This window comes from Enterobacter sp. N18-03635 (assembly GCF_004006055.1).
Taxonomy (GTDB): domain Bacteria; phylum Pseudomonadota; class Gammaproteobacteria; order Enterobacterales; family Enterobacteriaceae; genus Enterobacter; species Enterobacter vonholyi.
In genome coordinates, this window is record NZ_CP034769.1 from 2445919 (window position 1) to 2470550 (window position 24632).

Sequence of the window (24632 nt, forward strand, 5' to 3'; positions counted from 1 at the left end):
CTATGCCCTCAACTGAGATTTGTAGCAGAGCACCACACCACCCGGTTTCACCGGATTAGGCTTAACCACGCGATGCCTTACGCCGTCCATGTCGATAAGATCGCCTGTTTTAATTTCCTTCTCAGCGGTGAAGACAATCCGAACATCGCCGTTTTCAATGACGGTTCCATCAATTTCGCCTGGCGCGTATTCCGTCTTCACTCCTGTGGCGGTGAACTGGATATCATCGGAACGATGCTCCACACCACCGATGACGATTAACGAGCCCTTACGCGTGACGTTGTATGCAATGCCGTTCTGCTTGAGCATACGAGTCGTTGTCGCCTGCATTCGCTGATAATTGATGGCCATTACGCACGCTCCGCGAAAGCATTGATTGCATATCCACGCCCACCAGCCAGGTCGCCGAGAATAGCCATTACCGCCGGGTAGGATGGTGTGAACACCTCACCATCGGCAACCGCATAGGTCATGGTTACGGCGCCTTCGACACGTTCGGTTTTCACAGCGGCTTCGCGCACGCTGGAGAGTAAATCGCCGTCGATTGCCTCTACCGCCAGCATGCACTGCGCGGTTATAACCTGCCGTGGTACTTCATCCGGCGGGAAATCATGTTCATCCAGAACGACATTCACGCGAGGCCATGCCAGCGGCTGTCGAGGGTCTGCTTTGGAACCTACCCAATCAAGCCCTTCCAGATAGTCCATCGCCTTAATCAGTAACGGCGCGAGCTTTTCAGGCAGCTCAATCCCTCTCAGCCCGGCAAATGACGCCAGTTCATCTTCGCTGGCGTAACTGTTAACGTCAGCGGCGGTGATATCAGTATTAATCATCTGAGCATCCGTTGAATGGGGCTTACGCCCCATCAGTTAGCCTGCAGCAGGCGCGGTGAAGGTGATTTCCTCACTCGATTTAGCAATACCATCAACGGTACCAGTGACTGTGAAAGTACCTGCTGTATCAGAGGTAAGTTTGACCGTCGCCCCACCAGCAGAACCGGTCTGAGAACTGGCAGTGCTGAGCGTGCCGCCGGTTGAATTCCAGGCAACAGTTTTGCCGGAAACACCTGCGCCGTTTAGCGCGTACTTAAGGGAAATGGTGACCGCATCGGTGCTGTCAACGGTTGCGGAGGTTTTATCCGCTGACAGCGTTACTCCCCCGCTGCGGATCCCAGTTTGATCAGCACGCCTGCCGTTGATTTGTTGCTGGTGAAGTGCTTCTTCCAGTTACCTGCAGTGCCGATTTTGGTCAGGTCCGGGTTGTCGCCTTTGGAGGTATCCCAGCTGTAACCCAGCAAATCGACATTCACCACGCCTTCAGCACGGTAGCCGATTGCCAGGTTTTCCTGATCGTTGATGTCGTATGAACGGAACCCCGGAGCCTGAGACTCAGTTACAGTCACTGCCCCGGCCACCAGCCCAAGGATCGCATCAGCGTCCATGGTATCGGTAACCAGCACCGGTTTACCCAGGGTGCCCGGCTGTCCGCCGTAAACCACTATGCCCGCTTCTTCGTAGATTTTGTTGGCGATCGCCTCATCCACGATGTCGAAGTAGGTAGCGGAGTGCATAACGAAGAGCACGACACGGTTGAACTTGTCGCCGTACTTACGCAGGCCACGTGTCAGGGTCTTCTTACCGTCGGTCTCAATGTCGGCAGTGACCACCATATCCGCGTTGGCGCCAATTGCTGCCGTCAGGGCCTTCAAGCCGTATTTCACGTAGCCTTCCAGCGTAGCGTCAGCCACATCAGTGCCGATCACTTCTGAGAACTCATCAACCGAGCGGCCGCGGCGTTTGAACGCTTCTTCAGTAGTTTCGTATGGACCGTATTTCCACGGTGCTTTGACGGATACGGCTTCACCGGCGCCAATCTTCTTACCCGTCACTTTATCGGTGGAGTTAACGTCACGCGATTCGATTGAGCCGCCCACTTTGTAGAAGGCTCGCTTGCGGAAATCGCCTTCAATCAGCTCGTTATCCAGCAGGATCGCACCGTTGGAGGACGCGTTGAAAATAGCCAGGTTGTCCTGACGGCGCTCGAGAAAAGCGGTCTGCGCCAGGTCGTCATAAATGATCAGGTCACTATTAACAGTGGTAGACATGGGTTAATCCCTTATTTTGGAAGTTTGAGGAAGGCCTGCTGGCCATGCTTGCGGATGTAGTCCGCTTTGTCGCTGGCGCTCATTTCGGAACGTTTCAGGCTGCCACCACCGTTTGGTTTATGTCCGCCCGCGCCGGTGCCTTCTGCGCGTGGGAACAGATGCGGAGCCGTCTCCTTAAGAGACTCCGCCCACTCAAGCGGGCTTAGTGGAGTTTTGCCGTCTTTACCGAACAGAACGTCGCCATTTGCATCAACTGCTACGGCCTCGCCTTCGTCGTTGAGCTGGAATGTGCCTTTGGCACGCAGAATCAGATCGTCAGATGCTTCCGGCAGCGCACCAGCTTTTGAAGCTGCTGCACGGATTGCATCGCCCAGAACTCGATCCCGAAATTTGTTGGAGAACGCTTCGGCTTTGTCGGCGCGTTCATTTGCGGCTTTGATTTGCTTATCGACGTCAGCACGCAGACGCTCGGTGCGCTTATCGAGCACCTCATCGATTTTTCCGGCGGCAATCAGCTTTGCCTCTTCGTCGTCGGAAAAACGCTGGAGGATCCCGCGCACTGCATCAGGATCGATACCATCAAAGCGAGACAGGTGTTCTTTTTGCTGCTTAATGGTACCCAGCAGCTCAGAGTTTTTCGATTTCAGGCCAGTGACTTCGTTGGTCACGCGCTCATCAATCAGCTTCTGGATTTCTGGGGTGATTTCGATACCACCGCCGCCGCTGCCCTCGCCGCCGCTTTCTGGTGCATAGAATTTCAGAAGCATGTTTCGAATTAACATATTTTCCCCTCGGGATTTTGCCGGGCCTCGCCCATAAAAAAGCCCCGGCGGATGCCAGGGCGTGGAGTAAGGTGTGATTGTTAGTTGTCTGTGCCAGAGAGCTGCTTCAGACGTTCCAAGCTGATCCATTCGCCTCTGTCAGTGAACATATCAGCCAGGTCGATTTCACCCGCGCGGAACAATCGGCCACGCTCGGCACCCAGAACCTGATCCTGGCGTTGTGCCGGCTGGCGCGCGAGCCATTCCAGATACGAGGTTTTCCCCGGTACCTGTCCATCCATGCTGGCACGACTTCCCTCGTCCATCTCATCGATATCGATGCCAAGTTCGCGCCACGACTTGAGGATTAGGGTTTCGGTAGAACGACAGCAAAAATGAATTTTCCCGGGTCCCTGCAGGTAAGGCACCTTATGCCCGACCGGTTTGTTATCCAGGGTGTAACGCAGCAGGTCACGAATAATGCAGTCGTGGCTGGTTTTATTGTCCAGCGTAGACAGCCACTGTTTGCCTTTCACGATATCGCTGTTGGCACTGGTGAAGCTGTTGCGCGCTGTGGCAGCCAGATGATTCACAGCTGTTTTAGCGATGCTGGCGGCGTTTGCCCTGCTCATCTGCAGCGCCCCGTCGCGATAGTCTTTGTTGGCATGGCCACGAACATTGCGCGCGATAGTTTCTACCGTGTCGCCAGCAAGATAACCCCTGCGGACGGCGTTCACGATACGCGCCAGCCTGTCCGATTCCAGATTCTCCGCCCACTCACTCAGCAGCCGACCCTGAAAGGGTTGCGCCATCGCCGCGGCATACACCATATCGGCGGTGATGCCCTGCAACGGATAGTGAGACAAGACCTGTGATGGCAGAAGGGAATCGAACAGGCTCAGCTGATAACTGGCTTCGTTCTTTGCCAGTGCCACCAGCTCACTCTCGAGCCCTGCCTGCATGGTGGCTACGGCCTGATGGTTAAGCTCACGCACGCTGCCCAGTAAACTCTGCAGACGGCTAACGGTGAAGCTCTCAGGAGGCAATCTGTCCAGCGCATCCAGTAGACGTGCCGACAAGTCAGCATCCGTCTCGTTAAGCAACTTCACCATCCGGTTTGCCACGCCCGTAGCGTAGCGGCTTAACCAGATGGAATGTGCGATCGACTCATCGCTCAGGCGTTCGTTGACGGTTGGCATCTCAACCTCCCGTCAACGTTGGTGCCTGATTGCGAATTGCATCAATCACTTCATCCGGGCTGTCCGCCGGGTCAATGAGATCGAGCTTCTGCAGCGCGCGAATCATATCGCTATCGCGAAGCGCACCGGACTGCCAGGCGTTAACGATCGCCGTCACCATGCCCGACTCAGCAACCTTCGCAATGAATTCCTGATTGATGGTGTAACTCGTCGTTTCGCCCTTGATGCCGAGGTATTTCGCACACCAGCCAAGCGCCAGCGTATAGGCTTCAGAAACGTTTGAAACGCAGATACCGAGCACCGATGTTGAGGATGTTTGCTCACCGCTCGCCTGGGTTGCTGTCTTCGCCGTGGCGTTCTGTTCAATCAGCCGCGCGCCCAGCTGCACCATGTAATCGCGCTTGCTGTCCATGGCCTCTTTAGCAAGCATGTTTGGCTGCGCCTGGGCATAGCCAAACGAGCCCTCCCTGGGAAGTAAAAGCGGTGATCGGGAACCAATTTTCACGCCCTTCTTCTCGAGGTGATCGCGCCAGTTGGTATCAAGACCGGTCATATACGGCTGCACCTGGCCACAGAACCATACGCTGTCTTCATAGTCAGCGCTGTTTCGGTAATGACCATGATTTATCTCCACCAGCGCAGCGAGCGGTGAATCATCGATAGTGGGATCGTTGTTCTGAGCACCGACAAAGGTGAACGGGATTTCGTCCCAGTAGTCCTTTCCTTTCGGCTTCGGTTGATATTCGCTGCTGACGGTATAGGCTCCGCTTGCGGTGCCACCAGCCCGGCGCCATACGCGACATATGAACCGCCCTTCTTCCAGCGCCAGTTCGCGGTACTGGATTTCATCCTTGTAAGCGTAACCATCCGGCTCTTCTACGCATTCACGCAGGACCACCAGCACCAGCTGATCGCGCCCGTTAATACGCTTTGTTCGCCAGTTGATAATGTTCTCTGCCAGATAGCGGAGAATGATCGCCTCATCGGAGGCTTCTGCATAGTCGACATAAAGCCCCTCTCGCGCGACCTCCAGCACGTTCTCAGCCACCAGCTGTGACTGCTGATAGATGCTGGTACCGGCCCCGTCAGCATTGTCCAGCAGGTATTTCAGCTTCTCAGGACCATTAAAGGTAGGATCCTTTCGATATGCCATGCCAAGCATGCCGATTTTCGTGTTGCCGGCAATGGAGTAGAACACCGCACGGCTCAGATAGTCCTCATTACGCTTACGGTTGCGCGTGGATTTATCAGTTGGGTCGAGATAAGGCAGGTACTTATTACCCGCAGCCTTTACGGCCTCAGCGCCTTTGCAAAAGTCCCTGTATTTCCGCCAGGCAGCAGAAGCCGCCCGATGTTCTGGTCGAACCCAGGTGATGTCGTCGTTTGCCATATCAGAAAGTGGTGTCCATGGTGATTGAGTATGCCGGTTTCACAATCGGGTAATCCTTCACGATGAAGTACCCACCAGCATCATTGGGGTGATCGTTATCAGCTGATTTGTCCGGTTCGCCATTGGCCGCCCAGATTTGCTGTTCGAGGCTTTCGGTATAAACCGGGCAGCTCTGGACGTTCACCAGATAGCGGCGTTCGCCGTTGGCGTTACAGAACATGGCATTCATCGAGTTGATACGGTCCTTAACCGGCGGGTTGGCATCATCAACAATGACGCTGAATCCGGCATCGTTGAGCTGAGCAATATCGGTCTTGCTGGCGTTCTGCGATTTGCGTGAGTCACCAGAGGCATCCGGATAAATGTAAATCTCCCGGCTTTTAACGTATCGGCCATCCTCGTAGCGCCAGAACTCTTCCTGGATACGCTTAATCATCGCTGGCGTGTCGTAGACCTTCACCAGCTCACGGACCGCGCGCGGCAGGCCATTACGCTTAACGTGAACAATCGCGGCCATTTTTCCAACGTTGAAGTCCATACCGATAAACAGCGGATCCCCGTCCTGAATCTCGTCAGAACAGTTATTCAGCTTGCGGTTAAAGGTGTGGTAAATGGTCCCGCTGTTAAGGTTGGTGAACTTTCCTCGCAGGTATGCCTGAATCAGTTCGTCAGGGTAAGAACTCAGCAGCGACGGGATGTAATCAGGCGGTAGATTCTTCGCATTGTCGAACGTGCTGGCCTGAATCAGTCCATAGAGCGCCGCAAGCTCTGGCTTTTCACGTACCGCCTTCACGAACTGCTGGTAGACGAACTTGAACCCTTCTGGCGTTGTCGTTACATCGATGCCATTACGTAGCCCATCAACCTTGTAACGCATACGGGCGATGATTTTTCGCCAGGCCTGCTGTGCTTTGGCCGCCGCCATGACGTCCAGCTCATCCACCATCGCATTACCGATTTTGAAACCGACTATCGAGCCGGGCTTCTCCATCGAGCGGCAGATGGTTGTCCCGCGGTAGCGCCGCCCCTCGTAGAAGTGAACCTCTTTGTTCCCCTCATTGATTTTGACGCTCAGCCCCCAGTCAAAGGCCACCTCCTCAATCGTTGGGTAGAAGATGTCACGAATTTGCGGGTACGTTGGCGCGAAGTAGCCTTGGTTAATCTTCGGGTGTTCCCACATGCCCTTACAGATGCCGCCACAACCCACCCACGTTTTACCCGAACCGAACCCGGCAACATAGGCTTTGAATTTGTGCTGCATCGCGAGGAAGCGCGCCTGAGGAATGTTAAGTGTCGGGCTGATCCCCATCGTCTGCCCTCGCATCCACTACGTTGATATTGATCTGCACTGGGGTTGGTTCATCGTCCTCACCATCACCGGCCAGCTCTTTACGGAGTTTCTCGACCTCAAGCTGCCGGCGTTCGATTTCAATCTGCTGCAGGCGCTGGGCGAACTCGCTATCGGCCAGGCCCAGGCGCTTCATTACCGCTTCGAACATTCGCTCGCGGCTGATTGCTGTGATTTCGACGCCATTTTTGCCGACCTTTACACCGGAGTAAGCCAGAGCAGCGTCAGGGGAGAGCTTCCTGGTGTCAGCGAAGTAAGGCTGGCCTATTCCGTCACCATTGCAGCGCGGGCAGACAGGGTTAGGCTCACGAGTGTGGTCATATCCATAGCCGCCCACATCAACTGGCTCACGCTTGTCGCGTTCTTTAGCTTCCAGCTGCTTCTCTTTAAACTCCACGGCATCCCGCCACTGGTAGTGATGGCCAAAGCCCCAGCAATAACGACAAGCGCCGCGGCGGTATTGTGAGAGTTGGTTTGCATCGAAGGTGGCGAGCTGCCACATCTGCGCGAGGACTTCATCGGCACTGCCAAGCGTGCGCATAATGGATGCTTTTTGCTGCTGCGCAATAGACTGCGCAACGTTAGGATTCGCTATGAGCTGACGACCATAGTTTGGATCACTATAACCAGCACGTGCAGCGGCGGCAGTAGCGTTGTTGTCCTTCAGGTACTCCGCGACAAATAAGCGCTGCTGAGTTGTAAGTCCATCATCATCCACCAGCTGCTCTGCGCATTTTTCCTTTTGCGCAGTGCGCATTTTTTTATGAGCAGATTTGTAAGCAATTTGCGCAGAAGATTTTTTGATGTATCGGCGGGCAGTCGCATAGTTCAGTCCCTGCGCTTCACACCATTCCTTCGGGGATACGCCGGTTGCGGCATGTTCGGACAGGAACCGTTGCTGAAGCTCGCCCCAGTCCGGTTTTGCCATTGCTTACTCCAATAAAAAAACTGCCCTGAGGCGGTTAAACTTTGTTGAATGCTACGCACTGTATCCAGAGGTTTTCTCGCAGCCTCTGTTTTTCAGCCATTAAGGACTCGAATATTTCACCTGAGGATTGTCCACCATCGCAACTGTAGACTTCACCATACGAATACGCCGGTAAGTGCTCCCATGTGGTTGCATCGTAAGCATTCCGTGAAAAAAACCACTGCTCTTTCTCTTCCATAACCCCTCCATATGACGAGGAGTTATTGTGCATTATCACAGGCACTCAGTGAATGCCTGCTGTAATGCCTGCCAAACTCTCGCAGTGGCTGCGCTCATGCCCTTGAGTTGCTGTCGCTTCATCGCCGCTTATAACCGATGCGCGTATGGCGTACGTGCTGCTTTACCGGAGCATGTTCCCTTATTTATTCTCACATCGGTCTGCTATAACTGCTCGCCATTACGCGACTCGGGGCAGCTTAATGACTGCTGCATTGCCTTTCGGCTACGGACTATCCGCTTTAGTGCTTCATGGGCTTACCCTCATGTGGGGATATCATTGTCGTTATCCCTTATCATGGATATTACCCTAACGATGGATCTCTCCGGGTGGATTGCAATAATATGCTTACCTTGAAAAAAACCATGGAGGTGACATGTTTTCCTTTCTCAATACATTTAAGCGGCTCATAAGTAAGCAGCAGGAAGCTCCAACCACTCAGCCGGAGTATTCAAATGAACAGCTTTTGCAATGGGCCACAGGATGCATGCTAGAGGGTTTACCCGACACGTTTTACGAAGCGAGGATTACCTGTTTTCGGAGCATTGACTATGACGGGCGTACAGCAATTGCGGCTATACATGACTTCAAGTTAACTAGTGAAAGCGAATATATCTCTTTCACTCCACCAGATGGCCTTTACGCCACACACTGCATAGAGAAAATTCTTGCTGGAAAAGACTGGAACCAAGCCACCATAACTTTCACGCCACAAACGACACGATTCATGTGGCAATAAAAAACCGCCCGTAGGCGGTTACAGTTACTACAGTCTGTCTCGATGTTCCTGAAGTCGATCTGTAATGGTGTTTTCAAAACCTGGATCCGCGTTCATTTTCACAATCGATCGATCACCCACCTGATATCTTGCATTGTATTCAGCACGAGTTATTTGGAACTCGGCAACTTGAGAAATTAAATCTGGTGTTGAAATCCCGTGCTGCTGATTGTCGAACACCTTCACGTGGTAAGTGTCGGAGTCAATACTAATTACGTCGTAACGCATTAAGTTTGCATCAGTCTTGCTGTTGATGTAGTAGGTGGTCACATCATAAATCATTGTTATTGTCCTTTTTTAACATGTGAACCTACATCATGGGGGCGGTCGAAATGCGATCAAGACACAAAAACTTTTTTTATGGCTATTTGAGACATTGCTCACTAATGTAATCCTGCAGATAGCCAACCTGCTTCGTTACAGTAACGATTCGCTTTCTGAGGGTGAAATAATCCCGTTCAGCGGAGTCAGTAAGTCTGGGGCCGGAAGCATTGCCCATGCCGCCGGTGCCGGCCGTTCCGTTCGCGGGACATCTGGCGTTGACGTGCAGCCCACACTTGCCAGAGCTAACGCAACGCTGCAGATCTTCAAGCTGAGATTTCGCATCGGCTAATTCCTTTGTGTATTTAGCATCCAGCGCAGCGACATCTCGCTGGCGGGTCTGCATGTCTTTGATGGTGGCGTTCGCCAGGATGAGTTTCTCAGTGGCTATATCGCGCTGGTCTTTATAAGCGATGGCGTTGTCTCGGTAGTGGTTAATCGCCCATGTCATAGAAACCAGCAGGCAGATAACGACAGCGCAGATGATGGCTGTTATTCGACTCATTTCTGGCCCCACTCGCAGACTTCGCGCTCAATCTCCCGGCGCGTTACTCACCCTTTCCACTGTTTGCCTCCAGCATGAGTCCAGCGCCGCAGCAGATCGCATGCGCCTTTCTGGTTCCCATGTCCACCAGCTCATCTGCGCTTTTTTCTTTCTGCGCAGTGCGTGCTATCTTTCGCGGGTAAATTTTTGTATTTTGCGCAGCAGTTTTCTTGATATAGCGGCGAGCAGTTACATAATTAAGGTTATGTGCCTCGCACCATTCCTTAGGGGATATGCCAGTAGCAGCGTGATCAGACAGGAACCGCTTCTGCAGCTCGCCCCAGTCCGGCTTAGCCATTGTTACCTCTAAATTGAATGAATTTTAGACGTCACTGATAGCTTCATTATTTGAAGCAACGACGTATTTTTCTCAAATAAATCTTGAAATGAGGATTTAAGCTCATGAAATATGTATAACTACGATGACGTACAGAAAATCAAGGCCAATCTCGAGTGGATAGTGCATCAAGCCTCTGCACGGACTCATCTGCACACTGAGCATGACCAAATAGTCATTTCTGATCTAATGGAACTCATCCAGACATATGAAGCTCTTCTTGACCTCGTAAGCAAATTTGGTGCTTCTGTCTTAAATTCGGAAATCATTGCTGGTCTAACGATCACAGAGGAATTCATTGCTAAAGTTAAGCGAAATGATGGTGCAATGTGAGCGACCAACACACTGAGTGACGATTGATTTGTGTTTGAAGCTTCAAACTGGTGGATTACAGTTTGAAGCTTGGGTTATTTAATTGCCGTACAGCCGGTTGAAAAGCGCATTTTTCATCGCATCAGAATCAATCGGATCCACGTTTAACCAGGTCAATGTCTCACGATTCTTTTCTGCATTGAAATCAGAAAACACACCATGGATATCACCGTTATCAGGTGAGTAGAGAACAGCAATATTCTGTTCTGGACAGCTGTGTGGTTTACATCCTGACAGAGCAATATACTTTTTGCCCGCAACTGTTACTTCGGTTGATGGCGTGCTCGTACCACCACTTTTTACCCATGCAGGTAATTTGTTTTTACTAATAAGCTGGGAGTAGCTTTTAGACGTACTTTTTGCACTGGCGAAGTCAGAAAGATACTGCCCCTCATCAGCGACAGCATTGAACGAAACTAAAGCCATAGCAGCGATAATCACTTTACCTTTCATGTTAATCCTCATTCCATAAAGACACCTCAACTTTATACCTTTGCAGTCGCCATGTCAGCCCTATGGATAATCAGAGCATTTGAAGTTACTGCCCGGCCCAAATGATTAGGTAAGGATTATCTTAATCACTAGCGCTTATGCTTGTTGATTACTGCCTGGCTGCCAGACTGTTCAGGACTCTGATGCGGAGAATGCCAACTCCAGGGAAACATCGATAAAAAGAGCAAGTAAAACTGAGACTCCGGTTGCCCTCCTGATGAGGGCTTTTTTTGATTTGCCACTTTTAGTTGTTAAATCTCATGTGTTTTCTAAAATTTAAAGGAGGCTTTGCTATGTCAGGTAAAGCCGTCGTTCAGAAATACCCGTGTGCTCAAGGATGAGCCATCCCTAGTTCTTTCTTTCCTGCTCGATCTGCCTTATGCCAGCGAAATTATTGTTGCCCTTTTCAATTACAGCCAGTAGCGGCTTAATCCACAATACTGCCTGGCAGTACGTCATGGAGCTGGTGGCAACGGCACGATCATCGGCTGTGTCAGGTCCATTGGAATCGGTGTGCATGGCGCTGGCACGTAAACGGTGCGCGTATTTGAGCAGCCCACCAGCAATGTCAGCAGGAACAGGCAGATCACAGGTTTTTTCACGGCGGAGAATCTCCCGGTATTCGATTACGGTTTCTTCGGTGCTGGTGTCAATCAGGGAGTTGAGCCTATTGGCATGTTCTGCAACCTGATTGAATCGATTGAAGTTGAATGCCTGGGTAGCGATAACCTGCCCCTGCAGAGAATTGTCACTTCGCAGAACGTCGTTTTCGCTTTGAAGATTACTGGCCTCCGAGCAGCTCCGAACGAGGGCAACCGAAAGGCCAGCAATAATGACAACGCCGATAATACCCGGATTAATTTTCACTGGTCTATCCCCCAGCACGCCAGCGCACTTTCCTGGTCTCGCCGTTCTACCTGACCGTAGCAGCCGTTCTTCTGACCTTTAGTCATGCTGCAATCGCGACCACCGTCTTTAATCCACCAGCGGATTGCCTCGCATGCCCCGCGGCGGTCACCGGCATTAATGCGCTTATAGAACGTGGACGGGAAGCACTTACCCGGCCCGATGTTGTACGGACAGAAAGATGCGATTCCAGCCTTCTGGGGTTCGGTTAGCGGTACCGAAATATTGCGGTCAACCCATGCCAGAGCCTTATTGCGTTCGATAGCATTCACCTGATTGCATTTGGCCTGAGTCAATTTCATGCCCTGCACAACCGGTTTACCATCAACCATCGTTGCGCCGCGGCAAATAGTCCAGATACCACCGCCATCTTTGTAGGCCGTGAGGCTGTTACCTTCTTTCTCATTCAGAAACTGATCGAGAATGACGGATGCAGGAGCACCAGCCAGTACCAGCCCCAAAACTGCAGTACTCAGCTTTGCTCTGGATCCCATCACTCACCTTCCTTTTGTAATGCCTCAACGACCACGCTTGCAGCGGCAGGACGCTCTTGAAGGGGTTTATCACCAACGCCTTTCAGGTAGTCATTGACCAATTTTGTTCGCTTCTCATCCTCTCTACGCCTACGGTTTGCATCTACCCGCCCGTTAATGTATGAGGCTAGCGAGATAAGCAGACCAGCAGCGCCAAAGAACATGAACACCAGATCCTGAGTGGTAAATCCAATGGCTGACGCCAGAGCTGCTACCCACGCGAAGAACTGCGTGAAGATGTTCCCTGAATCATTCATTTTCATGGTCTCTCACCTCGCTTGGTGCGGGTGCTATTGCTAGAAATAAAAAAGGCCGCCAAATGGCAGCCTTGTGAGGGTTGTAACCTGCTGGAGCGTCCTTCTTCTGAGGAATGCAATAAATTAAATAATCCTTAAGAAGAACTATTTAAAGCTTTAAAACAATTAACTATTCGCATAGTTTTTAGATGTTATCATTTGCGTTAAGTTAAAAACTTATCCTCAAAGGGATATAAGAAATACAAGCGGGTAGCACTGGCATTTTTAATGCGGAGAAGATTGATGTCATTCTCCGCACTTTTTTTGTGCACTGAGCTAGCTATCAAATGTCCACCAGCTATTACATTAGTGCCAGAAACATGATCAGACATTTAGCCCCCTCTTTCTTTGGCTACCCCATTCAGAAAATTTGAATGGAGAGAAAAAAAGCCCGCTCTTTTGAAGCGGGCCAATGAGTTGACTATTTGTAAGGTAGGTGTGAGTAAGACTTATGCTCAGAGGTGAAGCTGTATCGGCTGATTCACTATCGGTCCAGGAGAATCACAGGGCACTCAGTAACTTCTCACGACTTAAAGAGTAGCAGTAGTTTTCCAAGCCATAAAAAAAGGCCTGCGTTTTATGGCAGGCTCTCAAGGAATTTTAATCTTTTATTGTTGTTGTCATGGTGCCGGGTGCCTCCCGGTGACCCTACCCCAGTCAGCAAGGCCGCGTGCATACCTGCAGAGCGCAGTTGACTGGAACGCCCTTTCGCTTAGAAAGGATTCACCACGTGAATAAATTACGATTAATTCATTCACCCGGTCAATACTGTTCACCATTCACAAAAAAAAGCCTGCTCGGACAAGCAGGCATAAATAGCTAAGTTGGCAATAACTGAGGGAGTGGTGCCGGGTGCCTCCCGGTGGAAATGATCACAGCATTCATTTCCGCGCGCTGGTTGGACACTCTGGAGAAATGTCCTGCTGAACCGCCCCTCCGCTTAGGGGGATCCACCACAAAAACGCTTTCAGAAACATCCATTCCGCAGGATGCTTAAGAAGCATATGTGCAGTATGAAGAATCTGCCACATAATCAGATGAATATATTCATCTAAATGGTAGAGGGAGAGGGCCTTCAATCACCTCGGCCTCTCCGTTGTCGCAGATGTCGTCACCCTGTGCCAGATGCCAAATACCATTAAAAGTAAGTCCCGTCTCAAGGTCTTCAGTAACGCCATTGCTGAAGTAAGCAACCTGAATCCTGCCGTTGTGCTGAATCCAGTAGAAACCTTCTTCCATATTCCCTCCTGCGTTGTTGGGGAAATTCTAAGTCACCGCAGGGTTGAATGGTTTTAGATATTCTTAAGTCGCTATTAAGCAAAATAGCCCCACGGTGTAAACCGCAGGGCTTTAAACGAAGGTAATAACCCATCGTTAGAGCAAAATTACCACAGTTTAGGGAAAAGTAAATAGCTCGCGATAAATTCACGCCCTATTTTGTTATCTGCTTGAGCTGCGCATCAGCCCAAGCCTCTTCGATGTCAAACTTGGTGATGAGCTGATCGTAGAATGGCTTAACAGACTTCTTCCAGGTATCGAGGCTGATTGCATCCGTTATCTGACACACCGCGGCGTAAGCCTCAGTTGATGGAATTCGCTCAAACCCTCGCCCACTGCAGCGCTTGCAATCAGCAAGTACCGGAACGCCCTGCTGCTCTGTAAGAGCCTGATTAACAGCTTTCCCGCGTCCATGACAATCTCTACAGGCACAACTAACAACCTTCTTCCCCTTACACTGAGGGCAGAGAACGCGTGCAACCTCCCTGACCTGCCTCCGTACCTCATACTCAGAAGGTCGAATATTTTCGACACCCATACTCAGCGACATCTTCACGAATTTCTTCTCTTTTGCCGGAGTGTGGGACTTCATGCTGAAAACCTCAGCGTCAATAAACCCTTCCCCATTGCAGCCATCGCACTGCTTCACACTGGCGGCGCTGCGGGAATAGTCCTCGAACGCGAAGGTGGCCAGTTGGTGCATTACCAGTGGTTTAACCACTGCATCAAGCTTTCGTAATGCCGCAACCCGATCGCACTTAGTCAACGCGTACTCGGCCAGCAACTCAATCGCCCTCTCCCGGTCATTGTTGCTGATACCCATCTTCCCGAGAAAGGCGCTATAACCCAAGGCAGCCCGTTCCTGCGTCATGCCCATAGCGGCCATGATATCCGTTCCGGTTAATGAGTCTGACGCAGTAGCACGCGGAGAGTCGCTAATCATTGTCGATTTGGCGAAGTGATATTTGAGGGTGTTTTCAAGATTCATGCGGTCTCCAGCTCGGTAATGGTGAGTTCTAACTTTCCGCCCTTAACGACAGGCATTTTCACAACGCGATAGTCAATAACCTGGCAGTCATCCAGCCAGAATCCCGCCTTGGTTAAAGCGTCAAAAGCGGCCTTCTGCAGGTTATCCAGATCGCGGCGCCGGCGGTCGGGCATGTGACAATCGATACGGATTTTAAGTGGTGCGGCCGTGCGGATATTAAGCCGGGCGCTTCGAATGACGCTGGCGACTGCATAGCGGTACGCGACACCATCAGCGCTAATGTGCGTGCGCCCGCGGTTGTGCCGGTAATACCGGTTATTGCTCGGCGGCCAGGGCAAAGTGATTTGATATGTCTTCACGTTCACCCCCACATCCGGTTTCGCCATCGACTATCCGGGCGGGCTGGTGTATTTGAGGTCGGCAGGAATGCACTGACAGTCCAGGTCACGTAATCCTGGTTTAGGCTGCGCTCAACGCGCACGCCGCGCGCTTTGTAACGCTTGACCAGTTCGTCGGCCTGTTCGGTGCTGCAATCGGTGTGGTGGAACCAGGTCTTCTTCATCCCCATTACCCCGCAAAGCCAAGCAGCTGCGCGGCAACATTTTCGGCCTCATCGCGACTGCGGAATGAACGGGACAGAACCCAGCGCCAAAGAACATCGAGCGCAGCTTTATAGAGCTGCTGAAACTCGAGTTCGTCCATGTTGGCGAATGAAATGCTGCGAGGATGCTTTTTGAGTGTGCCGTCAGGTAGCTGAATGGCATCAAAGTGCCCTGCCTCGACGATTACCCATGAGCGGTAAGCATCGAAGGATTTACACAGGCTAATGCCATTTGTGACGCGTCGATAAGCAACCTGCTCAAGATACTGCTCGGCAGCATCGATCAGAGCCCCCTCATTCCCGCCATAAAAAGCCAGGAACCAGGCGTAGCCGGTAATCAGCTTCCGCTCGTTACTCGAGATAGCCCCGCCTGTTGGTTCCCAGTATTCAAAACCGAGATTAAGAAGCGCAAAAAAGCGCCGATGGAATGCCGGGTTACGTACCCGCCTGAACTCGGCAACAAGAACATCGCCGAGCCGGGTTTTGGATTGCAGGATATCGCTGGTCTCAGGCGTAGCCGGGATCAGTATTCCTGAGTGGTGTTTGATAAGTTGTAATTCTAGCGCCATGGTTCTCTCCGTGGCGCATCAGGTATAGGTTGTTCAGGCCTATGAAATAATAATATCAGACGGTGGTGTAACTCGGTACCCCAGTCGTTTTGCAAATTGCATAAACCCGTTGAGAGTGAATATTTCTTCCTCTTCGAGCAACGGTCTTAATGAAACTATTCCATTTACTCGATAAACCAGATATCTGCCCTCAGCCGGGAAGCTATAGATAACTGCTTTATCGGCCCTTCTGACCACGTCGTACCATTGATCATCTGCATTAAAGGCATCTGCACTACACACTATTTCCCCCAGAGCGACTTATTGACGCGGTAAACAGTAATCGGGAACAGCCAGGGGAACGCAAACAGCGATACTCTTTGAAACTGCTCCAGTGAAATTCACGCGATTAATAAAACCACTCGTCGGCGCTTTCCAAGGTCTCCTGCACGATTTGCTCAACCTCTTTCTTGTCGCCCCCGAAAACACTCAGACCATCATTGCTGGCACGCTTGATCGTTAGCTGACAATTATCAAACTGCTTGCTGAGCCTTTTGAGCAGTTCTGACTCTAGTGCAGGTATAGCTCCATCAGGAAGTTTCTTCATGCGATCAATGGCTAACTCGATTTTCATTTTTCCCTCCGCAACAAACACCTGTATGTATATACAGTATATTTATAAACGTATCTTACGGATTTTGCAACGATTAAAGAGTGTTAGAAGGATGGAGCGCTTCCAAGCTTGCAGGTATCGGTTTTAAGAACGATTTGGGACAGATCTCAGATTTGGTGGTCTACACAATAGTTATGTTGAATAGATTTCAGAGGAGTTTAGTGCAGTTTCACTACTAAATTGTGGTTTCGATATGAGATTTATAAAATGAAAATTCGTAAAGGCTATTATGGAGCTTGCTGTTACTAAGCAACAAATTTGTCAGCAAGCTCTAAAACGACATGAAACATTACCAGTCGTAATGTAATCCAACCGGTTATCGAAATTTACTGAGATGCAGGCACTCTATCATCTTGACGGAAAGCCTCGATCCCGACTTTCTGACCATAAGAAAGTTCGAGTGTGTTGCCATCAGGATCAGAGAAGAAGACATAATAACCTACCGGTTCGCCTGCCTGAGCCGGTTCTTTTCGCAAGATGCCTTCCATTCTGGCCATCGCTACTTTATTGTCGATTTCTTCAATGCTTGAACAAGCTACTCCCAAGTGACCAAAATTACCTAAAGGGGTGTCAGTCACAGCATCAACCTGGACAAGGACAAGCGCAAAAGGGCGAGTTCGGTCACTTAACCATGCGACTTTACGTGCCTCCGGAAGGTCAGGCTCTCGCCTGTGTACGACTTCCATGCCAGCATAACGGCCGTAAAAATCGATACTTTTTTCCAAATCTCTAACAACAAACGCAACGTGCGTAAAACCGACATCAATCTCTTTCATTAGGCTAATCCTTTGACTATCTCCAGAATCGCCATCTTAAAAGCTCAAGTTAACTTGAGGTCAAGAGCCTTTCAATCAATGATTTTGCTGGATTTCTTGCACGTATTGTTCAATGTCGTTCAGGGTTGCAGCCTATGCTAACTAACTCCAGCAAAATGAAGATAAGGCCCGCTACACACAGAAGAAAAGATAAAGTTAAAGCCGCAATAAAAACCATTCGAAACTCCATGTAATCATTTTCACTACCAAAATCTTAGAATCAATTTTTACTTTGTCACGTGCGCATACCAGGCAATTTTTATGTTGCAGAGCCAAACATATCTCGCGGGCTTTAACCACGTTTATTGAATGGTTTTTTTGTGAAGCATTTTACTCTTCATAGACAATTTTAAGGTCACAGAACTCTTTTTTGTAAATTTTTTCAGTAAAATAGCACTAACTGTCCTTTCTCATGCTACTTTAGAAGAAAATCCTTAAAAGTGTGCAACTATGCTTACTACTCTCATCTACCGAAGCCACCTGCGAGCTGATGCACCAATTCAATCCATTATTGACATGGTCAGTGAAGCCAATTCTCGAAATGAACGTGCGGGAGTAACTGGTGTTTTACTTTTCAATGGGATTCATTTCTTACAGCTTCTTGAAGGTGATGAAGTAGCTGTTATGCAAATCTATAAAAAGATTTGTCGGGATACACTTCACTTTAACATTGTAGAACTCTTATCCGATTATGCCCCCTATCGACGATTTGGTCGCTCCGGCATGGAATTAATTGATATAAGACTATTCAGTAAAGACGAGTGTCTGGACAGGGTTCTTCAACATGGAACAACCCAACATAAATTGCTTTACAACGACAGAGCTTTAAGGTTTTTCCGTACATTTATAGATTCGGCTGAGACAGATAGCTATTATGTACTTCCTGATAGATTCAGTTGGTTTTTTTCATCCGAGCAAATAGATGTATCATCGGTCGATCCCGCTATAATCCAAGACATGCATGCAGTTATAGATCCTCTCGCTAGCCAGATTCATTCTTTTGTCTTGAGTGCAAAATCAGACAAAGACGATATAAAAGCTAATAATTTATTTTTTGATTTGGAATCGAAGAAAGATTTGTTAAAAATCGCAGGGAAGTTCATTAGCTCCTCACAACGAGTATCAATAACACTCCTGCCTTTAACCTTACTGAGGGTGCCTGATGCGATTGAAATATTGCTCGATTATATCAGAGAAAGTAACTTATACCCAGAACAAGTTATAGTTGAGTTTTCAGAGAGCGAAATAATCCCTGAAATTGATGAGTTCGCGCATTCAGTGCAGATACTCAAAAGTTGCGGATTAAGCGTTGCTATTAATGACTTTGGTATGGGTAATGCAGGTTTATTGTTTCTTTCGAAATTCCAGCCTGAGAAGCTCAAAATACACCCGCAACTGATACACAATATACATAAAGAAGGTTCCAAGCAGGCTATACTCCTAAGCTTAATCCGCTGCTGTGAACTTATGGAAATAAGAATCTGTGCTACAGGAGTCGAGCAGACAGAAGAATGGATGTGGCTCGAATCCGCTGGGATATTTTGCTTCCAGGGCAATCTTTTTTCAAAATATGATAAAAATGGATATTTGAAGATCTTCTGGCCAGAATCTAATGAATTCAGCGAATGTTAAAAAGAACTTGTAGACTTATTACTTTTTCATAGGATTAACGCAGTCATACTCGGTGGGTGTCAAGCCGGAAGCGGGTGAACTAATACATAGGGAAAAGTCAGCGGGCCCGGCGGGTGCAAAGGCAATGCTTCAGTACTCAGTAAGATGCGGTAAACAGAACAGACTTAATTAGTTGGTCTCATTTTCGCTCACGAAGAACCAGTTCATCCCTAACCCTCCAACCGGCTTTCATCCAGTCATATTTGGCTTTTAAAGCTCAGTTGGTATCGACCGGTAAGCGATACTTGGGCAGCAAACGCTGCCGCGCCTATACAGTATTGGCTTACCTTTCCTCAAAAGTGCTCATGCCTTCATCCCCTTTCCCCTTGCTAGGTTGATTCTGTCAACGCATTCCCTTAATGCTTTAACTTGCTCCGGAGAGAGTTCAGATTCATCAATTGTGGCCAGAAGCGCGTTGAGGGAGCGCTCAATATCGTTTTAGTCAACCGTAAACAGATAACCTTAACCCAACGTGGCGAGAACTTGCTTAGGCCGATTGCTCTTGTGATACGTAATTTCATGAGATGCCTCTTAACCGCCAGTGGTGGCGATTTGTAACTCGGTTATAACACACAGTGGAGAAGACTTATGTAATTATTTCGCCATAGAAATTTCTAAGGGTCGTTTAGCCTGTGCAATCAGGCTTTCAGGAAACATCTTAATTAGTTTTCCAGTATGAGACACAAGCGCCGCATCTTAACGAGAATGTTACCAGCTGACATATCTTGTGGGAGTGGCACATGTTGCCCCGCCTCCGGCGAACTAAGTAGTAATAAGTAAATGGCACTTTCTTAGAATTTGTTGCAATATACTAAACCTCTTTATTTTTACCAACAATTACATATGAACTGCCTGCTTTGCTCCATGACTTGATTATTGACAAATTGTTTTCTAAGCAAATTTCACTCACAACCCTTTCATCCAACAGACCATAGTAGGAAGCATTTCGAAAGTTCTGGTATATATATCCATGCAAATGTTTAATTCCACTTTCATACTTCTTGAAATAAGAGCTTTTGTATTGATTAACAATCATTGCCTCGCCATCACTCTTTAACAACTCTCTAATGGAACTGATGATTTTGTAAATTGTGGTTTTACATGGAATTGCGGAAAGCACGTTGGCGCAGAGTATGAAGTCGTATTGATCTGTTATTTTATCTACATTTTCAAAAGGAACAGCATTAGAATTTTTATAGTTATTAGCCACATATTCTGGAATTGTGGTTTTTACACCCCTAATAATTTGAACTCTTTCAAGCTGCTTTCGTGAATCAAGAAAAGTCACAACATTAAATTTATTTACTAATTGTTCTGAATATCTAAGTTTTCCACATCCGAAATCAAGGGCTCTGCCATTTTTTTTAGAGTTTTTAATATAATTGCAAAGATAACCAGATGGCATTGTATGCGGCTTGGCCGCATTTTCTGAACGAATGGTTATTCCATCTATCTTATAGTTCAAAACCAGCTCCATTTAAAAAATATTATTGACATTAAAGAATTCTTTTATTTTTCCATCAGGTATCTGTCTTACTTGACTTTCAGTTCTTGGTTTGACAGATGCTAGGAAAATAAGAAGGTTGAATATTACAAGGAAAATAACCCACAACCAAAGATTATTCAAAGAACCAGTAACAGATAACAAATCAGTTAATTTAGCGAAACTAATCACCAAAACAGTAATAAATGCAATTACTGTATGTTCAAAGAAAACCCAAAAGTAATAAACTTTATTCCAGAAAAGCTCAACGTAATGTTTATCTTTTAACTCTTTGACTTCTGGGTAATACAGTTTACTCATTACCTTATATGATTCATCACTAGTTAATTCTCTCGTCACGCCTGCAACTTTGGCTAATGGTCTAATAATTAGATATTTATCCCAGACCTTTCTTATTCCAAGAATTTTTGCAACGTTATTATGAAGATCTAAGGCCCCACTAATCACGGACCAAAAAATCGAAAATGCAATTGGCAATATACCGAATGTTAAGATCCATTTAATAAACTCTTCGTAGTCTTTGATGGGAGGAATGTATTTGGCATTAATGCCAACCAATGGGATGTAGCCATAAATAACCAATAAAAAATAGAATATAAACGTTGTAATAAAAGTTGCCTTATGTAGCAGAGGCAACATTTCATTATAACTCTTTGGTGGCTCTAACATTTTGGCTCTCCAAGCATAAAAAAGCGCTAATTTGTTATAGTGTACTAACTCAAATAACGCATTTAAAGCTAAACACCACTAGTTTCTTAATTTAACACTGCAATATTATCTAAATCTTTTTGATTAATCTAGCCCTCAGAGAAACCTACTGTACAAATATCTATGCTTACTGCATTCAATTTTATGTATGTAGCACCCACAATAGCAAATGTAATGTTTTAAGTAGCCAAATCCACTATCAGTACCGGCGCTTCGATGTCCCTACCTCGTTCAAAGCGGACCATTTCCTCCCTATGCCCTGCCATCAGCTTTCATACTCTCATATTTCGCCTTAAGCAACTCCGCTGGTGTCGGCCCTTTTGGGGCCACCGGAGCAGCCAACGCTCTACGGACAGGTGGAATTGGCTTCCCGGCCAGCACCCGCTTTTCCCACATTTCCAAGATATCGCTGGCCTCACGCTCTAACTCTTTCTGACTAAGTTGGCCATCCGTTCCGCGGCGCCGCAGTTCAAGGCAAATGTGGTAATAAACCGGCTTTGGCCACGGATATAGCTCGCTGCTCGGGTACCGGAAAACCAGCTTCCTCCACTTCCAGTACTCAGCCATGACGTCAGCGGTGGTGATCCCCAGCACGCAGCGTCCTTCCCTGCACCACTTGATGAACTGGCCAGGCGAAGGCAGGAACGGACGCTCCTGACGGCGTACCATGCGCATACCGGCTTCAACCTGCTCCATGGTGGTTATCCCGTTTTCTTTGAACGCCAGCACCCATTGCCGGCGGATCTCATTCACGTCTTCCTGACTGCGGTTAACCAGGCTTGCCGGGAACGCGGCAGCCAGCTGTACGAATAGCCCGTTGATAATCTGCGCCACCTGCTGCATTTGTTCGCGTTCGGTGTACTGCTCAGGTAGGTTGTGCGCCACGCGGCGAGCCTGTTCCCGGTCAAAATTGCGAATGCTCTCGGCAAGGTTTTTCATTCCAGCACCCCGTCAATCCAGTCGGTGTTATGCAGGTCGATGCTGCCCCGGGAAGGCTTTGCCGTTCCGGTTGCACGCAGCCGTTTGGTAGTGAGCTGATCCCACTGCTTGCGCAGACTGGAAGGGCTCAGGATGTTGTCTTTCCAGAACTCGTCCCTGTTTGCCCACTGGAACAGGTCGCAGATTTCGTAGTGCGTGCGCTTGTCCTGGACGCGCATCAGCCTGATGGTGTTTGCCCATTCCGCCCAGTTTGGCTCAGATAGCGAAGCGTTGACGGTGAGAAGCCTGTCGTAAATCCAGCGTGCGGCCTTGAGGTCGTCAGCGGATCCCCATGATTTACCTGCCGGGGTGTATATCCCGGCGGCAGCTTCTGGATGGCGTGAGAGAAACTTTTGAGTTTTCTGGTTTCGGGATTCGTCAGAATTCCGAGACGAGGATATTTTAATATTGTTCTTGTTATAGTCTTGGGTGTCTACCGTTTCCGGGAACGTTTTTCCCGTTTTCGGTAACACTTTTCCCGATTTCGGGAAGACTTTTCCCGTTTTCGGTTTGTCTAAAATCCAGGCGGAAAGGTCAGTATTTATACCGACCGTTTTCATCACACCCTGCTTCTGACTGAAGATAATTTTGCGTTCTGCGAGCGATTTGAGCGCATCAGAAACGTGGGAATCACTCAGCCCAGTAAGCTCGGCGATCACTGTATTCGTAACGCGGTCCTGTTTCTTGTTCCAGCCGTAGGTAAGCCAGATCACCGCCTCAAAACACTGCCACTCCCGGCCTGACATTCTCAGACGAGGCTTGAGCTGTTGGATCTCGTTAGCGACCTTGGTATACCCATTCGACAGGTCGGCCATACGACCTCCCGGTTGTTCGGTTCTGTGGGGGAAATTGATAATTTCAGCTGTGTTTGACATACTTAGCTCCGCAATTACACTCCGTTTTTGCACCTGAAAGCCGTTGGTGTTCGAGCACCGCGGCTTTCGCCTTTTCTGAAGTCTTCACATTGCCCCCAGCATAGTTGTCACCATCGCCAGCAGCGGCGCAGTAAGGTCCGGATCGACACGGAACATCTCAAAAATCCCCTCGCCTAACTCCTTCAGCTTTTCCTTCTTCGGTGCATCGAGCATCAGAGCTTGCTTCGCCTCACTCACCTCTTTTTCCAACCTGGCCATGCGAAATGCGAACGTGTCATTCTTTACGACACGGTCGCGGTACCGAAGCGGTAATACAGACATGATCGCGGGCACCAGCTGTTCGACGTTCTTTCGGTAAGATGCGGAGTCTTCTTTGTTGTCTAGCCAGCGGAACAGCTTCACGTTCCAGACATCGGACTGGCCAGAGAAATCCACTCCATCAACTTGAAGTTCTTCCGCCGCGTCTTGGATTTGAAGCGCAACAGACACGCGCCCTTCTACCGCAGCCCACGCCCGGACAGCAGAACAAATATCGCGATGATCAACATCCTGCGCTGCCGATTCGCTTTGATGACACGGGAATATCATTGGATTAGAGGAAGCTCTGCTACTCTGTTGAAATGAAAAAGTTTGCATTGTTATGGCTCCTGTTTAGGTAAACCGTCTGTGGGATTTGGGTAGAGATCTGGGCGCAGTTCGTGTGGTGTAACACCTGTCATATTGAAAATTGGAAAGATGTAATTTGGGGGGACTATCCCGTGGTCACGATTCTTCCAATGACTTACAGACATACTCGTCACACCAAGCGCGATGCTGAGTTTTCTGGCTGAGCCAGCGACTTTAATTGCTTTATCGAGTGCGGACATACAATTCTCCAACTGAGTAACAGCAAAAGTAAACCACAGATTTATATTTATAGCAAACCAAGGATTTATTGTGCGCGTAAACCAAATATTTACAATAACCCTATGAGAAAAGAAGAACCCAACCTCGTTCTGGTAGAACGTCTTACTGAGATCACTGATCGCGGCGTTACCAAAGCGGACATGGCACGCATAGCTGGAGTCACCCCTCAGGCCGTAAACGGCTGGTTCAAAAAAGGAGTGATTAGTAAAAAATCAGCACTGGCCATAGCCGAAGCTGTTGGCATTTCTGTCGCATGGCTACTCGGTGAAGACGTTGGTGAGAAAGATGGGCTCAAGCCGGACGAACAGCGCCTACTTGAGCTTTACCGTCAGCTGCCGGAAGAAGAGCAGCAGAACATGCTCCGTATCTTCGCGATTCGCCTGAAGGAGTTGGATGAGTTGTACGATAAGTACATGAAGGGCCGCATACGATCTCAGCAGGACTGATGCAAGATTCAAGGTTACTTTAAGAAGCTCCAAACTCAGTGAAATACGAGAATTT

31 protein-coding genes and 2 pseudogenes are annotated in these 24632 nt (G+C 48.8%); 3 read left to right on the forward strand and 30 right to left on the reverse strand.

Translation table 11 applies throughout. The features are described from left to right. From ELK40_RS12350 to ELK40_RS12385, 8 genes are all read right to left on the reverse strand, one after another. Positions 1–351 (reverse strand): hypothetical protein, encoded by a 351-nt coding sequence (locus ELK40_RS12350; RefSeq protein WP_127731136.1) that lies wholly within the window; start codon positions 349–351, stop codon positions 1–3. Continuing rightward, positions 351–833 (reverse strand): DnaT-like ssDNA-binding protein, encoded by a 483-nt coding sequence (locus ELK40_RS12355; RefSeq protein ID WP_127731138.1) that lies wholly within the window; start codon positions 831–833, stop codon positions 351–353. Before ELK40_RS12355 ends, ELK40_RS12350 begins: the two co-directional genes overlap by 1 nt. 317 nt (positions 834–1150) lie before the next feature. Beyond that, positions 1151–2104 (reverse strand): major capsid protein, encoded by a 954-nt coding sequence (locus tag ELK40_RS12360; protein WP_127731140.1) that lies wholly within the window; start codon positions 2102–2104, stop codon positions 1151–1153. Positions 2105–2115: 11 nt separating this feature from the next. Further along, positions 2116–2886, reverse strand: coding sequence for a hypothetical protein (locus ELK40_RS12365; protein ID WP_127731143.1), 771 nt, complete (start codon positions 2884–2886; stop codon positions 2116–2118). Between the two features lie 80 nt (positions 2887–2966). Beyond that, the gene (locus ELK40_RS12370) at positions 2967–4064 is read right to left on the reverse strand and encodes a phage minor head protein (RefSeq protein WP_127731145.1); all 1098 of its coding nucleotides are present in this window, start codon (positions 4062–4064) and stop codon (positions 2967–2969) included. 1 nt (position 4065) lies between these two features. Then, on the reverse strand, positions 4066–5454 hold the full coding sequence (locus ELK40_RS12375; RefSeq protein WP_127731147.1) for a DUF4055 domain-containing protein: 1389 nt from the start codon (positions 5452–5454) through the stop codon (positions 4066–4068). 1 nt (position 5455) lies between these two features. Continuing rightward, positions 5456–6763 carry a terminase family protein gene (locus ELK40_RS12380; protein WP_127731149.1) on the reverse strand — a complete coding sequence of 436 codons (1308 nt, stop codon included), beginning with the start codon at positions 6761–6763 and terminating at the stop codon, positions 5456–5458. Beyond that, positions 6741–7730 (reverse strand): terminase small subunit, encoded by a 990-nt coding sequence (locus ELK40_RS12385; protein WP_127731151.1) that lies wholly within the window; start codon positions 7728–7730, stop codon positions 6741–6743. The genes ELK40_RS12380 and ELK40_RS12385 overlap by 23 nt, the downstream gene beginning before the upstream one ends. A gap of 653 nt (positions 7731–8383) precedes the next feature. Here ELK40_RS12385 and ELK40_RS12390 point away from each other — a divergent pair. Then, positions 8384–8746: a hypothetical protein gene (locus ELK40_RS12390; RefSeq protein ID WP_127731153.1), complete on the forward strand. Its 363-nt coding sequence runs from the start codon at positions 8384–8386 to the stop codon at positions 8744–8746. Between the two features lie 27 nt (positions 8747–8773). Here ELK40_RS12390 and ELK40_RS12395 read toward each other — a convergent pair whose 3' ends face one another. The 16 genes and pseudogenes from ELK40_RS12395 to ELK40_RS12475 all read right to left on the reverse strand — a co-directional run bounded on the left by ELK40_RS12395 (position 8774) and on the right by ELK40_RS12475 (position 17450). Beyond that, the gene (locus ELK40_RS12395; RefSeq protein ID WP_069719107.1) at positions 8774–9067 is read right to left on the reverse strand and encodes a hypothetical protein; all 294 of its coding nucleotides are present in this window, start codon (positions 9065–9067) and stop codon (positions 8774–8776) included. An 82-nt stretch (positions 9068–9149) separates the two neighbouring features. Further along, a complete protein-coding gene (locus ELK40_RS12400) occupies positions 9150–9611 on the reverse strand; it encodes a lysis protein (protein WP_127731155.1) in 462 nt (153 codons plus the stop codon). 47 nt (positions 9612–9658) lie between these two features. Next, positions 9659–9730: pseudogene (locus ELK40_RS12405) on the reverse strand (lysozyme); the annotation flags it as partial. A 2-nt stretch (positions 9731–9732) separates the two neighbouring features. Next, positions 9733–9948, reverse strand: a pseudogene (locus ELK40_RS12410) (terminase small subunit); the annotation flags it as partial. 450 nt (positions 9949–10398) lie between these two features. Beyond that, positions 10399–10812 carry an Ivy family c-type lysozyme inhibitor gene (locus ELK40_RS12420; RefSeq protein WP_127731159.1) on the reverse strand — a complete coding sequence of 138 codons (414 nt, stop codon included), beginning with the start codon at positions 10810–10812 and terminating at the stop codon, positions 10399–10401. A gap of 387 nt (positions 10813–11199) precedes the next feature. Continuing rightward, positions 11200–11718, reverse strand: coding sequence for a hypothetical protein (locus ELK40_RS12425; protein WP_127731161.1), 519 nt, complete (start codon positions 11716–11718; stop codon positions 11200–11202). Next, positions 11715–12251 (reverse strand): lysozyme, encoded by a 537-nt coding sequence (locus tag ELK40_RS12430; RefSeq protein ID WP_127731163.1) that lies wholly within the window; start codon positions 12249–12251, stop codon positions 11715–11717. Before ELK40_RS12430 ends, ELK40_RS12425 begins: the two co-directional genes overlap by 4 nt. Then, entirely contained in the window at positions 12251–12553 is a 303-nt protein-coding gene (locus tag ELK40_RS12435) for a hypothetical protein (protein ID WP_127731165.1), read from the reverse strand. Before ELK40_RS12435 ends, ELK40_RS12430 begins: the two co-directional genes overlap by 1 nt. 197 nt (positions 12554–12750) lie before the next feature. Continuing rightward, positions 12751–12918 (reverse strand): hypothetical protein, encoded by a 168-nt coding sequence (locus tag ELK40_RS22705; RefSeq protein WP_164850625.1) that lies wholly within the window; start codon positions 12916–12918, stop codon positions 12751–12753. A 715-nt stretch (positions 12919–13633) separates the two neighbouring features. Continuing rightward, positions 13634–13825, reverse strand: coding sequence for a hypothetical protein (locus ELK40_RS12440; RefSeq protein WP_127731167.1), 192 nt, complete (start codon positions 13823–13825; stop codon positions 13634–13636). A 193-nt stretch (positions 13826–14018) separates the two neighbouring features. Further along, on the reverse strand, positions 14019–14852 hold the full coding sequence (locus ELK40_RS12445; RefSeq protein WP_127731169.1) for an antitermination protein: 834 nt from the start codon (positions 14850–14852) through the stop codon (positions 14019–14021). Continuing rightward, positions 14849–15211: a crossover junction endodeoxyribonuclease RusA gene (gene rusA / locus ELK40_RS12450; RefSeq protein ID WP_127732789.1), complete on the reverse strand. Its 363-nt coding sequence runs from the start codon at positions 15209–15211 to the stop codon at positions 14849–14851. The genes ELK40_RS12445 and rusA overlap by 4 nt, the downstream gene beginning before the upstream one ends. A gap of 2 nt (positions 15212–15213) precedes the next feature. Then, the gene (locus ELK40_RS12455) at positions 15214–15420 is read right to left on the reverse strand and encodes a hypothetical protein (RefSeq protein ID WP_063149571.1); all 207 of its coding nucleotides are present in this window, start codon (positions 15418–15420) and stop codon (positions 15214–15216) included. Further along, positions 15420–16022 (reverse strand): DUF1367 family protein, encoded by a 603-nt coding sequence (locus tag ELK40_RS12460; RefSeq protein ID WP_127731171.1) that lies wholly within the window; start codon positions 16020–16022, stop codon positions 15420–15422. Before ELK40_RS12460 ends, ELK40_RS12455 begins: the two co-directional genes overlap by 1 nt. A 388-nt stretch (positions 16023–16410) precedes the next feature. Continuing rightward, positions 16411–16635 (reverse strand): DinI family protein, encoded by a 225-nt coding sequence (locus tag ELK40_RS12470; RefSeq protein ID WP_127731173.1) that lies wholly within the window; start codon positions 16633–16635, stop codon positions 16411–16413. A 365-nt stretch (positions 16636–17000) separates the two neighbouring features. Beyond that, on the reverse strand, positions 17001–17450 hold the full coding sequence (locus tag ELK40_RS12475) for a VOC family protein (RefSeq protein WP_127731175.1): 450 nt from the start codon (positions 17448–17450) through the stop codon (positions 17001–17003). A 489-nt stretch (positions 17451–17939) separates the two neighbouring features. Here ELK40_RS12475 and ELK40_RS12480 point away from each other — a divergent pair, with 489 nt between their 5' ends. Then, positions 17940–19121 carry a diguanylate phosphodiesterase gene (locus ELK40_RS12480; protein ID WP_127731177.1) on the forward strand — a complete coding sequence of 394 codons (1182 nt, stop codon included), beginning with the start codon at positions 17940–17942 and terminating at the stop codon, positions 19119–19121. 850 nt (positions 19122–19971) lie between these two features. On the opposite strand, the gene ELK40_RS12490 is transcribed toward ELK40_RS12480, so the two are convergent. The 6 genes from ELK40_RS12490 to ELK40_RS12515 all read right to left on the reverse strand — a co-directional run bounded on the left by ELK40_RS12490 (position 19972) and on the right by ELK40_RS12515 (position 24091). Next, complete coding sequence (locus ELK40_RS12490) at positions 19972–20637, reverse strand: class I SAM-dependent methyltransferase (protein WP_127731179.1); 666 nt, start codon at positions 20635–20637, stop codon at positions 19972–19974. After that, positions 20638–21333: a hypothetical protein gene (locus ELK40_RS12495; protein ID WP_127731180.1), complete on the reverse strand. Its 696-nt coding sequence runs from the start codon at positions 21331–21333 to the stop codon at positions 20638–20640. 291 nt (positions 21334–21624) lie between these two features. Then, positions 21625–22311 (reverse strand): replication protein P, encoded by a 687-nt coding sequence (locus tag ELK40_RS12500; protein WP_127731182.1) that lies wholly within the window; start codon positions 22309–22311, stop codon positions 21625–21627. After that, positions 22308–23225, reverse strand: a complete 918-nt coding sequence (locus ELK40_RS12505) for a replication protein (RefSeq protein ID WP_164850626.1) — start codon at positions 23223–23225, stop codon at positions 22308–22310. Before ELK40_RS12505 ends, ELK40_RS12500 begins: the two co-directional genes overlap by 4 nt. An 84-nt stretch (positions 23226–23309) precedes the next feature. Beyond that, positions 23310–23861, reverse strand: coding sequence for a toxin YdaT family protein (locus ELK40_RS12510; RefSeq protein ID WP_127731186.1), 552 nt, complete (start codon positions 23859–23861; stop codon positions 23310–23312). Between the two features lie 2 nt (positions 23862–23863). Then, positions 23864–24091 carry a YdaS family helix-turn-helix protein gene (locus ELK40_RS12515; RefSeq protein WP_127731188.1) on the reverse strand — a complete coding sequence of 76 codons (228 nt, stop codon included), beginning with the start codon at positions 24089–24091 and terminating at the stop codon, positions 23864–23866. Between the two features lie 102 nt (positions 24092–24193). On the opposite strand from ELK40_RS12515, the gene ELK40_RS12520 reads away from it, so the two are divergent. Continuing rightward, positions 24194–24577, forward strand: coding sequence for a helix-turn-helix domain-containing protein (locus ELK40_RS12520; protein WP_127731190.1), 384 nt, complete (start codon positions 24194–24196; stop codon positions 24575–24577). The last annotated feature ends 55 nt before the right edge of the window (positions 24578–24632 follow it).

Coding starts and splice junctions, on each gene's coding strand:
- ELK40_RS12390 (WP_127731153.1), top strand. CDS start 8,384: ATGTTTTCCTTTCTCAATACATTTAAGCGGCTCATAAGTAAGCAGCAG.
- ELK40_RS12360 (WP_127731140.1), bottom strand. CDS start 2,104: ATGTCTACCACTGTTAATAGTGACCTGATCATTTATGACGACCTGGCG.
- ELK40_RS12375 (WP_127731147.1), bottom strand. CDS start 5,454: ATGGCAAACGACGACATCACCTGGGTTCGACCAGAACATCGGGCGGCT.
- ELK40_RS12510 (WP_127731186.1), bottom strand. CDS start 23,861: ATGCAAACTTTTTCATTTCAACAGAGTAGCAGAGCTTCCTCTAATCCA.
- ELK40_RS12430 (WP_127731163.1), bottom strand. CDS start 12,251: ATGGGATCCAGAGCAAAGCTGAGTACTGCAGTTTTGGGGCTGGTACTG.
- ELK40_RS12355 (WP_127731138.1), bottom strand. CDS start 833: ATGATTAATACTGATATCACCGCCGCTGACGTTAACAGTTACGCCAGC.
- ELK40_RS12350 (WP_127731136.1), bottom strand. CDS start 351: ATGGCCATCAATTATCAGCGAATGCAGGCGACAACGACTCGTATGCTC.
- ELK40_RS12445 (WP_127731169.1), bottom strand. CDS start 14,852: ATGAATCTTGAAAACACCCTCAAATATCACTTCGCCAAATCGACAATG.
- ELK40_RS12395 (WP_069719107.1), bottom strand. CDS start 9,067: ATGATTTATGATGTGACCACCTACTACATCAACAGCAAGACTGATGCA.
- ELK40_RS12440 (WP_127731167.1), bottom strand. CDS start 13,825: ATGGAAGAAGGTTTCTACTGGATTCAGCACAACGGCAGGATTCAGGTT.
- ELK40_RS12435 (WP_127731165.1), bottom strand. CDS start 12,553: ATGAAAATGAATGATTCAGGGAACATCTTCACGCAGTTCTTCGCGTGG.
- ELK40_RS12385 (WP_127731151.1), bottom strand. CDS start 7,730: ATGGCAAAACCGGACTGGGGCGAGCTTCAGCAACGGTTCCTGTCCGAA.
- ELK40_RS12515 (WP_127731188.1), bottom strand. CDS start 24,091: ATGTCCGCACTCGATAAAGCAATTAAAGTCGCTGGCTCAGCCAGAAAA.
- ELK40_RS12365 (WP_127731143.1), bottom strand. CDS start 2,886: ATGTTAATTCGAAACATGCTTCTGAAATTCTATGCACCAGAAAGCGGC.
- ELK40_RS12505 (WP_164850626.1), bottom strand. CDS start 23,225: ATGTCAAACACAGCTGAAATTATCAATTTCCCCCACAGAACCGAACAA.
- ELK40_RS12500 (WP_127731182.1), bottom strand. CDS start 22,311: ATGAAAAACCTTGCCGAGAGCATTCGCAATTTTGACCGGGAACAGGCT.
- ELK40_RS12475 (WP_127731175.1), bottom strand. CDS start 17,450: ATGAAAGAGATTGATGTCGGTTTTACGCACGTTGCGTTTGTTGTTAGA.
- ELK40_RS12400 (WP_127731155.1), bottom strand. CDS start 9,611: ATGAGTCGAATAACAGCCATCATCTGCGCTGTCGTTATCTGCCTGCTG.
- ELK40_RS12495 (WP_127731180.1), bottom strand. CDS start 21,333: ATGTTAGAGCCACCAAAGAGTTATAATGAAATGTTGCCTCTGCTACAT.
- ELK40_RS12460 (WP_127731171.1), bottom strand. CDS start 16,022: ATGGCGCTAGAATTACAACTTATCAAACACCACTCAGGAATACTGATC.
- ELK40_RS12470 (WP_127731173.1), bottom strand. CDS start 16,635: ATGAAAATCGAGTTAGCCATTGATCGCATGAAGAAACTTCCTGATGGA.
- ELK40_RS12480 (WP_127731177.1), top strand. CDS start 17,940: ATGCTTACTACTCTCATCTACCGAAGCCACCTGCGAGCTGATGCACCA.
- ELK40_RS12490 (WP_127731179.1), bottom strand. CDS start 20,637: ATGGAGCTGGTTTTGAACTATAAGATAGATGGAATAACCATTCGTTCA.
- ELK40_RS12520 (WP_127731190.1), top strand. CDS start 24,194: ATGAGAAAAGAAGAACCCAACCTCGTTCTGGTAGAACGTCTTACTGAG.
- ELK40_RS12380 (WP_127731149.1), bottom strand. CDS start 6,763: ATGGGGATCAGCCCGACACTTAACATTCCTCAGGCGCGCTTCCTCGCG.
- ELK40_RS22705 (WP_164850625.1), bottom strand. CDS start 12,918: ATGTCTGATCATGTTTCTGGCACTAATGTAATAGCTGGTGGACATTTG.
- ELK40_RS12455 (WP_063149571.1), bottom strand. CDS start 15,420: ATGGGGATGAAGAAGACCTGGTTCCACCACACCGATTGCAGCACCGAA.
- ELK40_RS12370 (WP_127731145.1), bottom strand. CDS start 4,064: ATGCCAACCGTCAACGAACGCCTGAGCGATGAGTCGATCGCACATTCC.
- ELK40_RS12420 (WP_127731159.1), bottom strand. CDS start 10,812: ATGAAAGGTAAAGTGATTATCGCTGCTATGGCTTTAGTTTCGTTCAAT.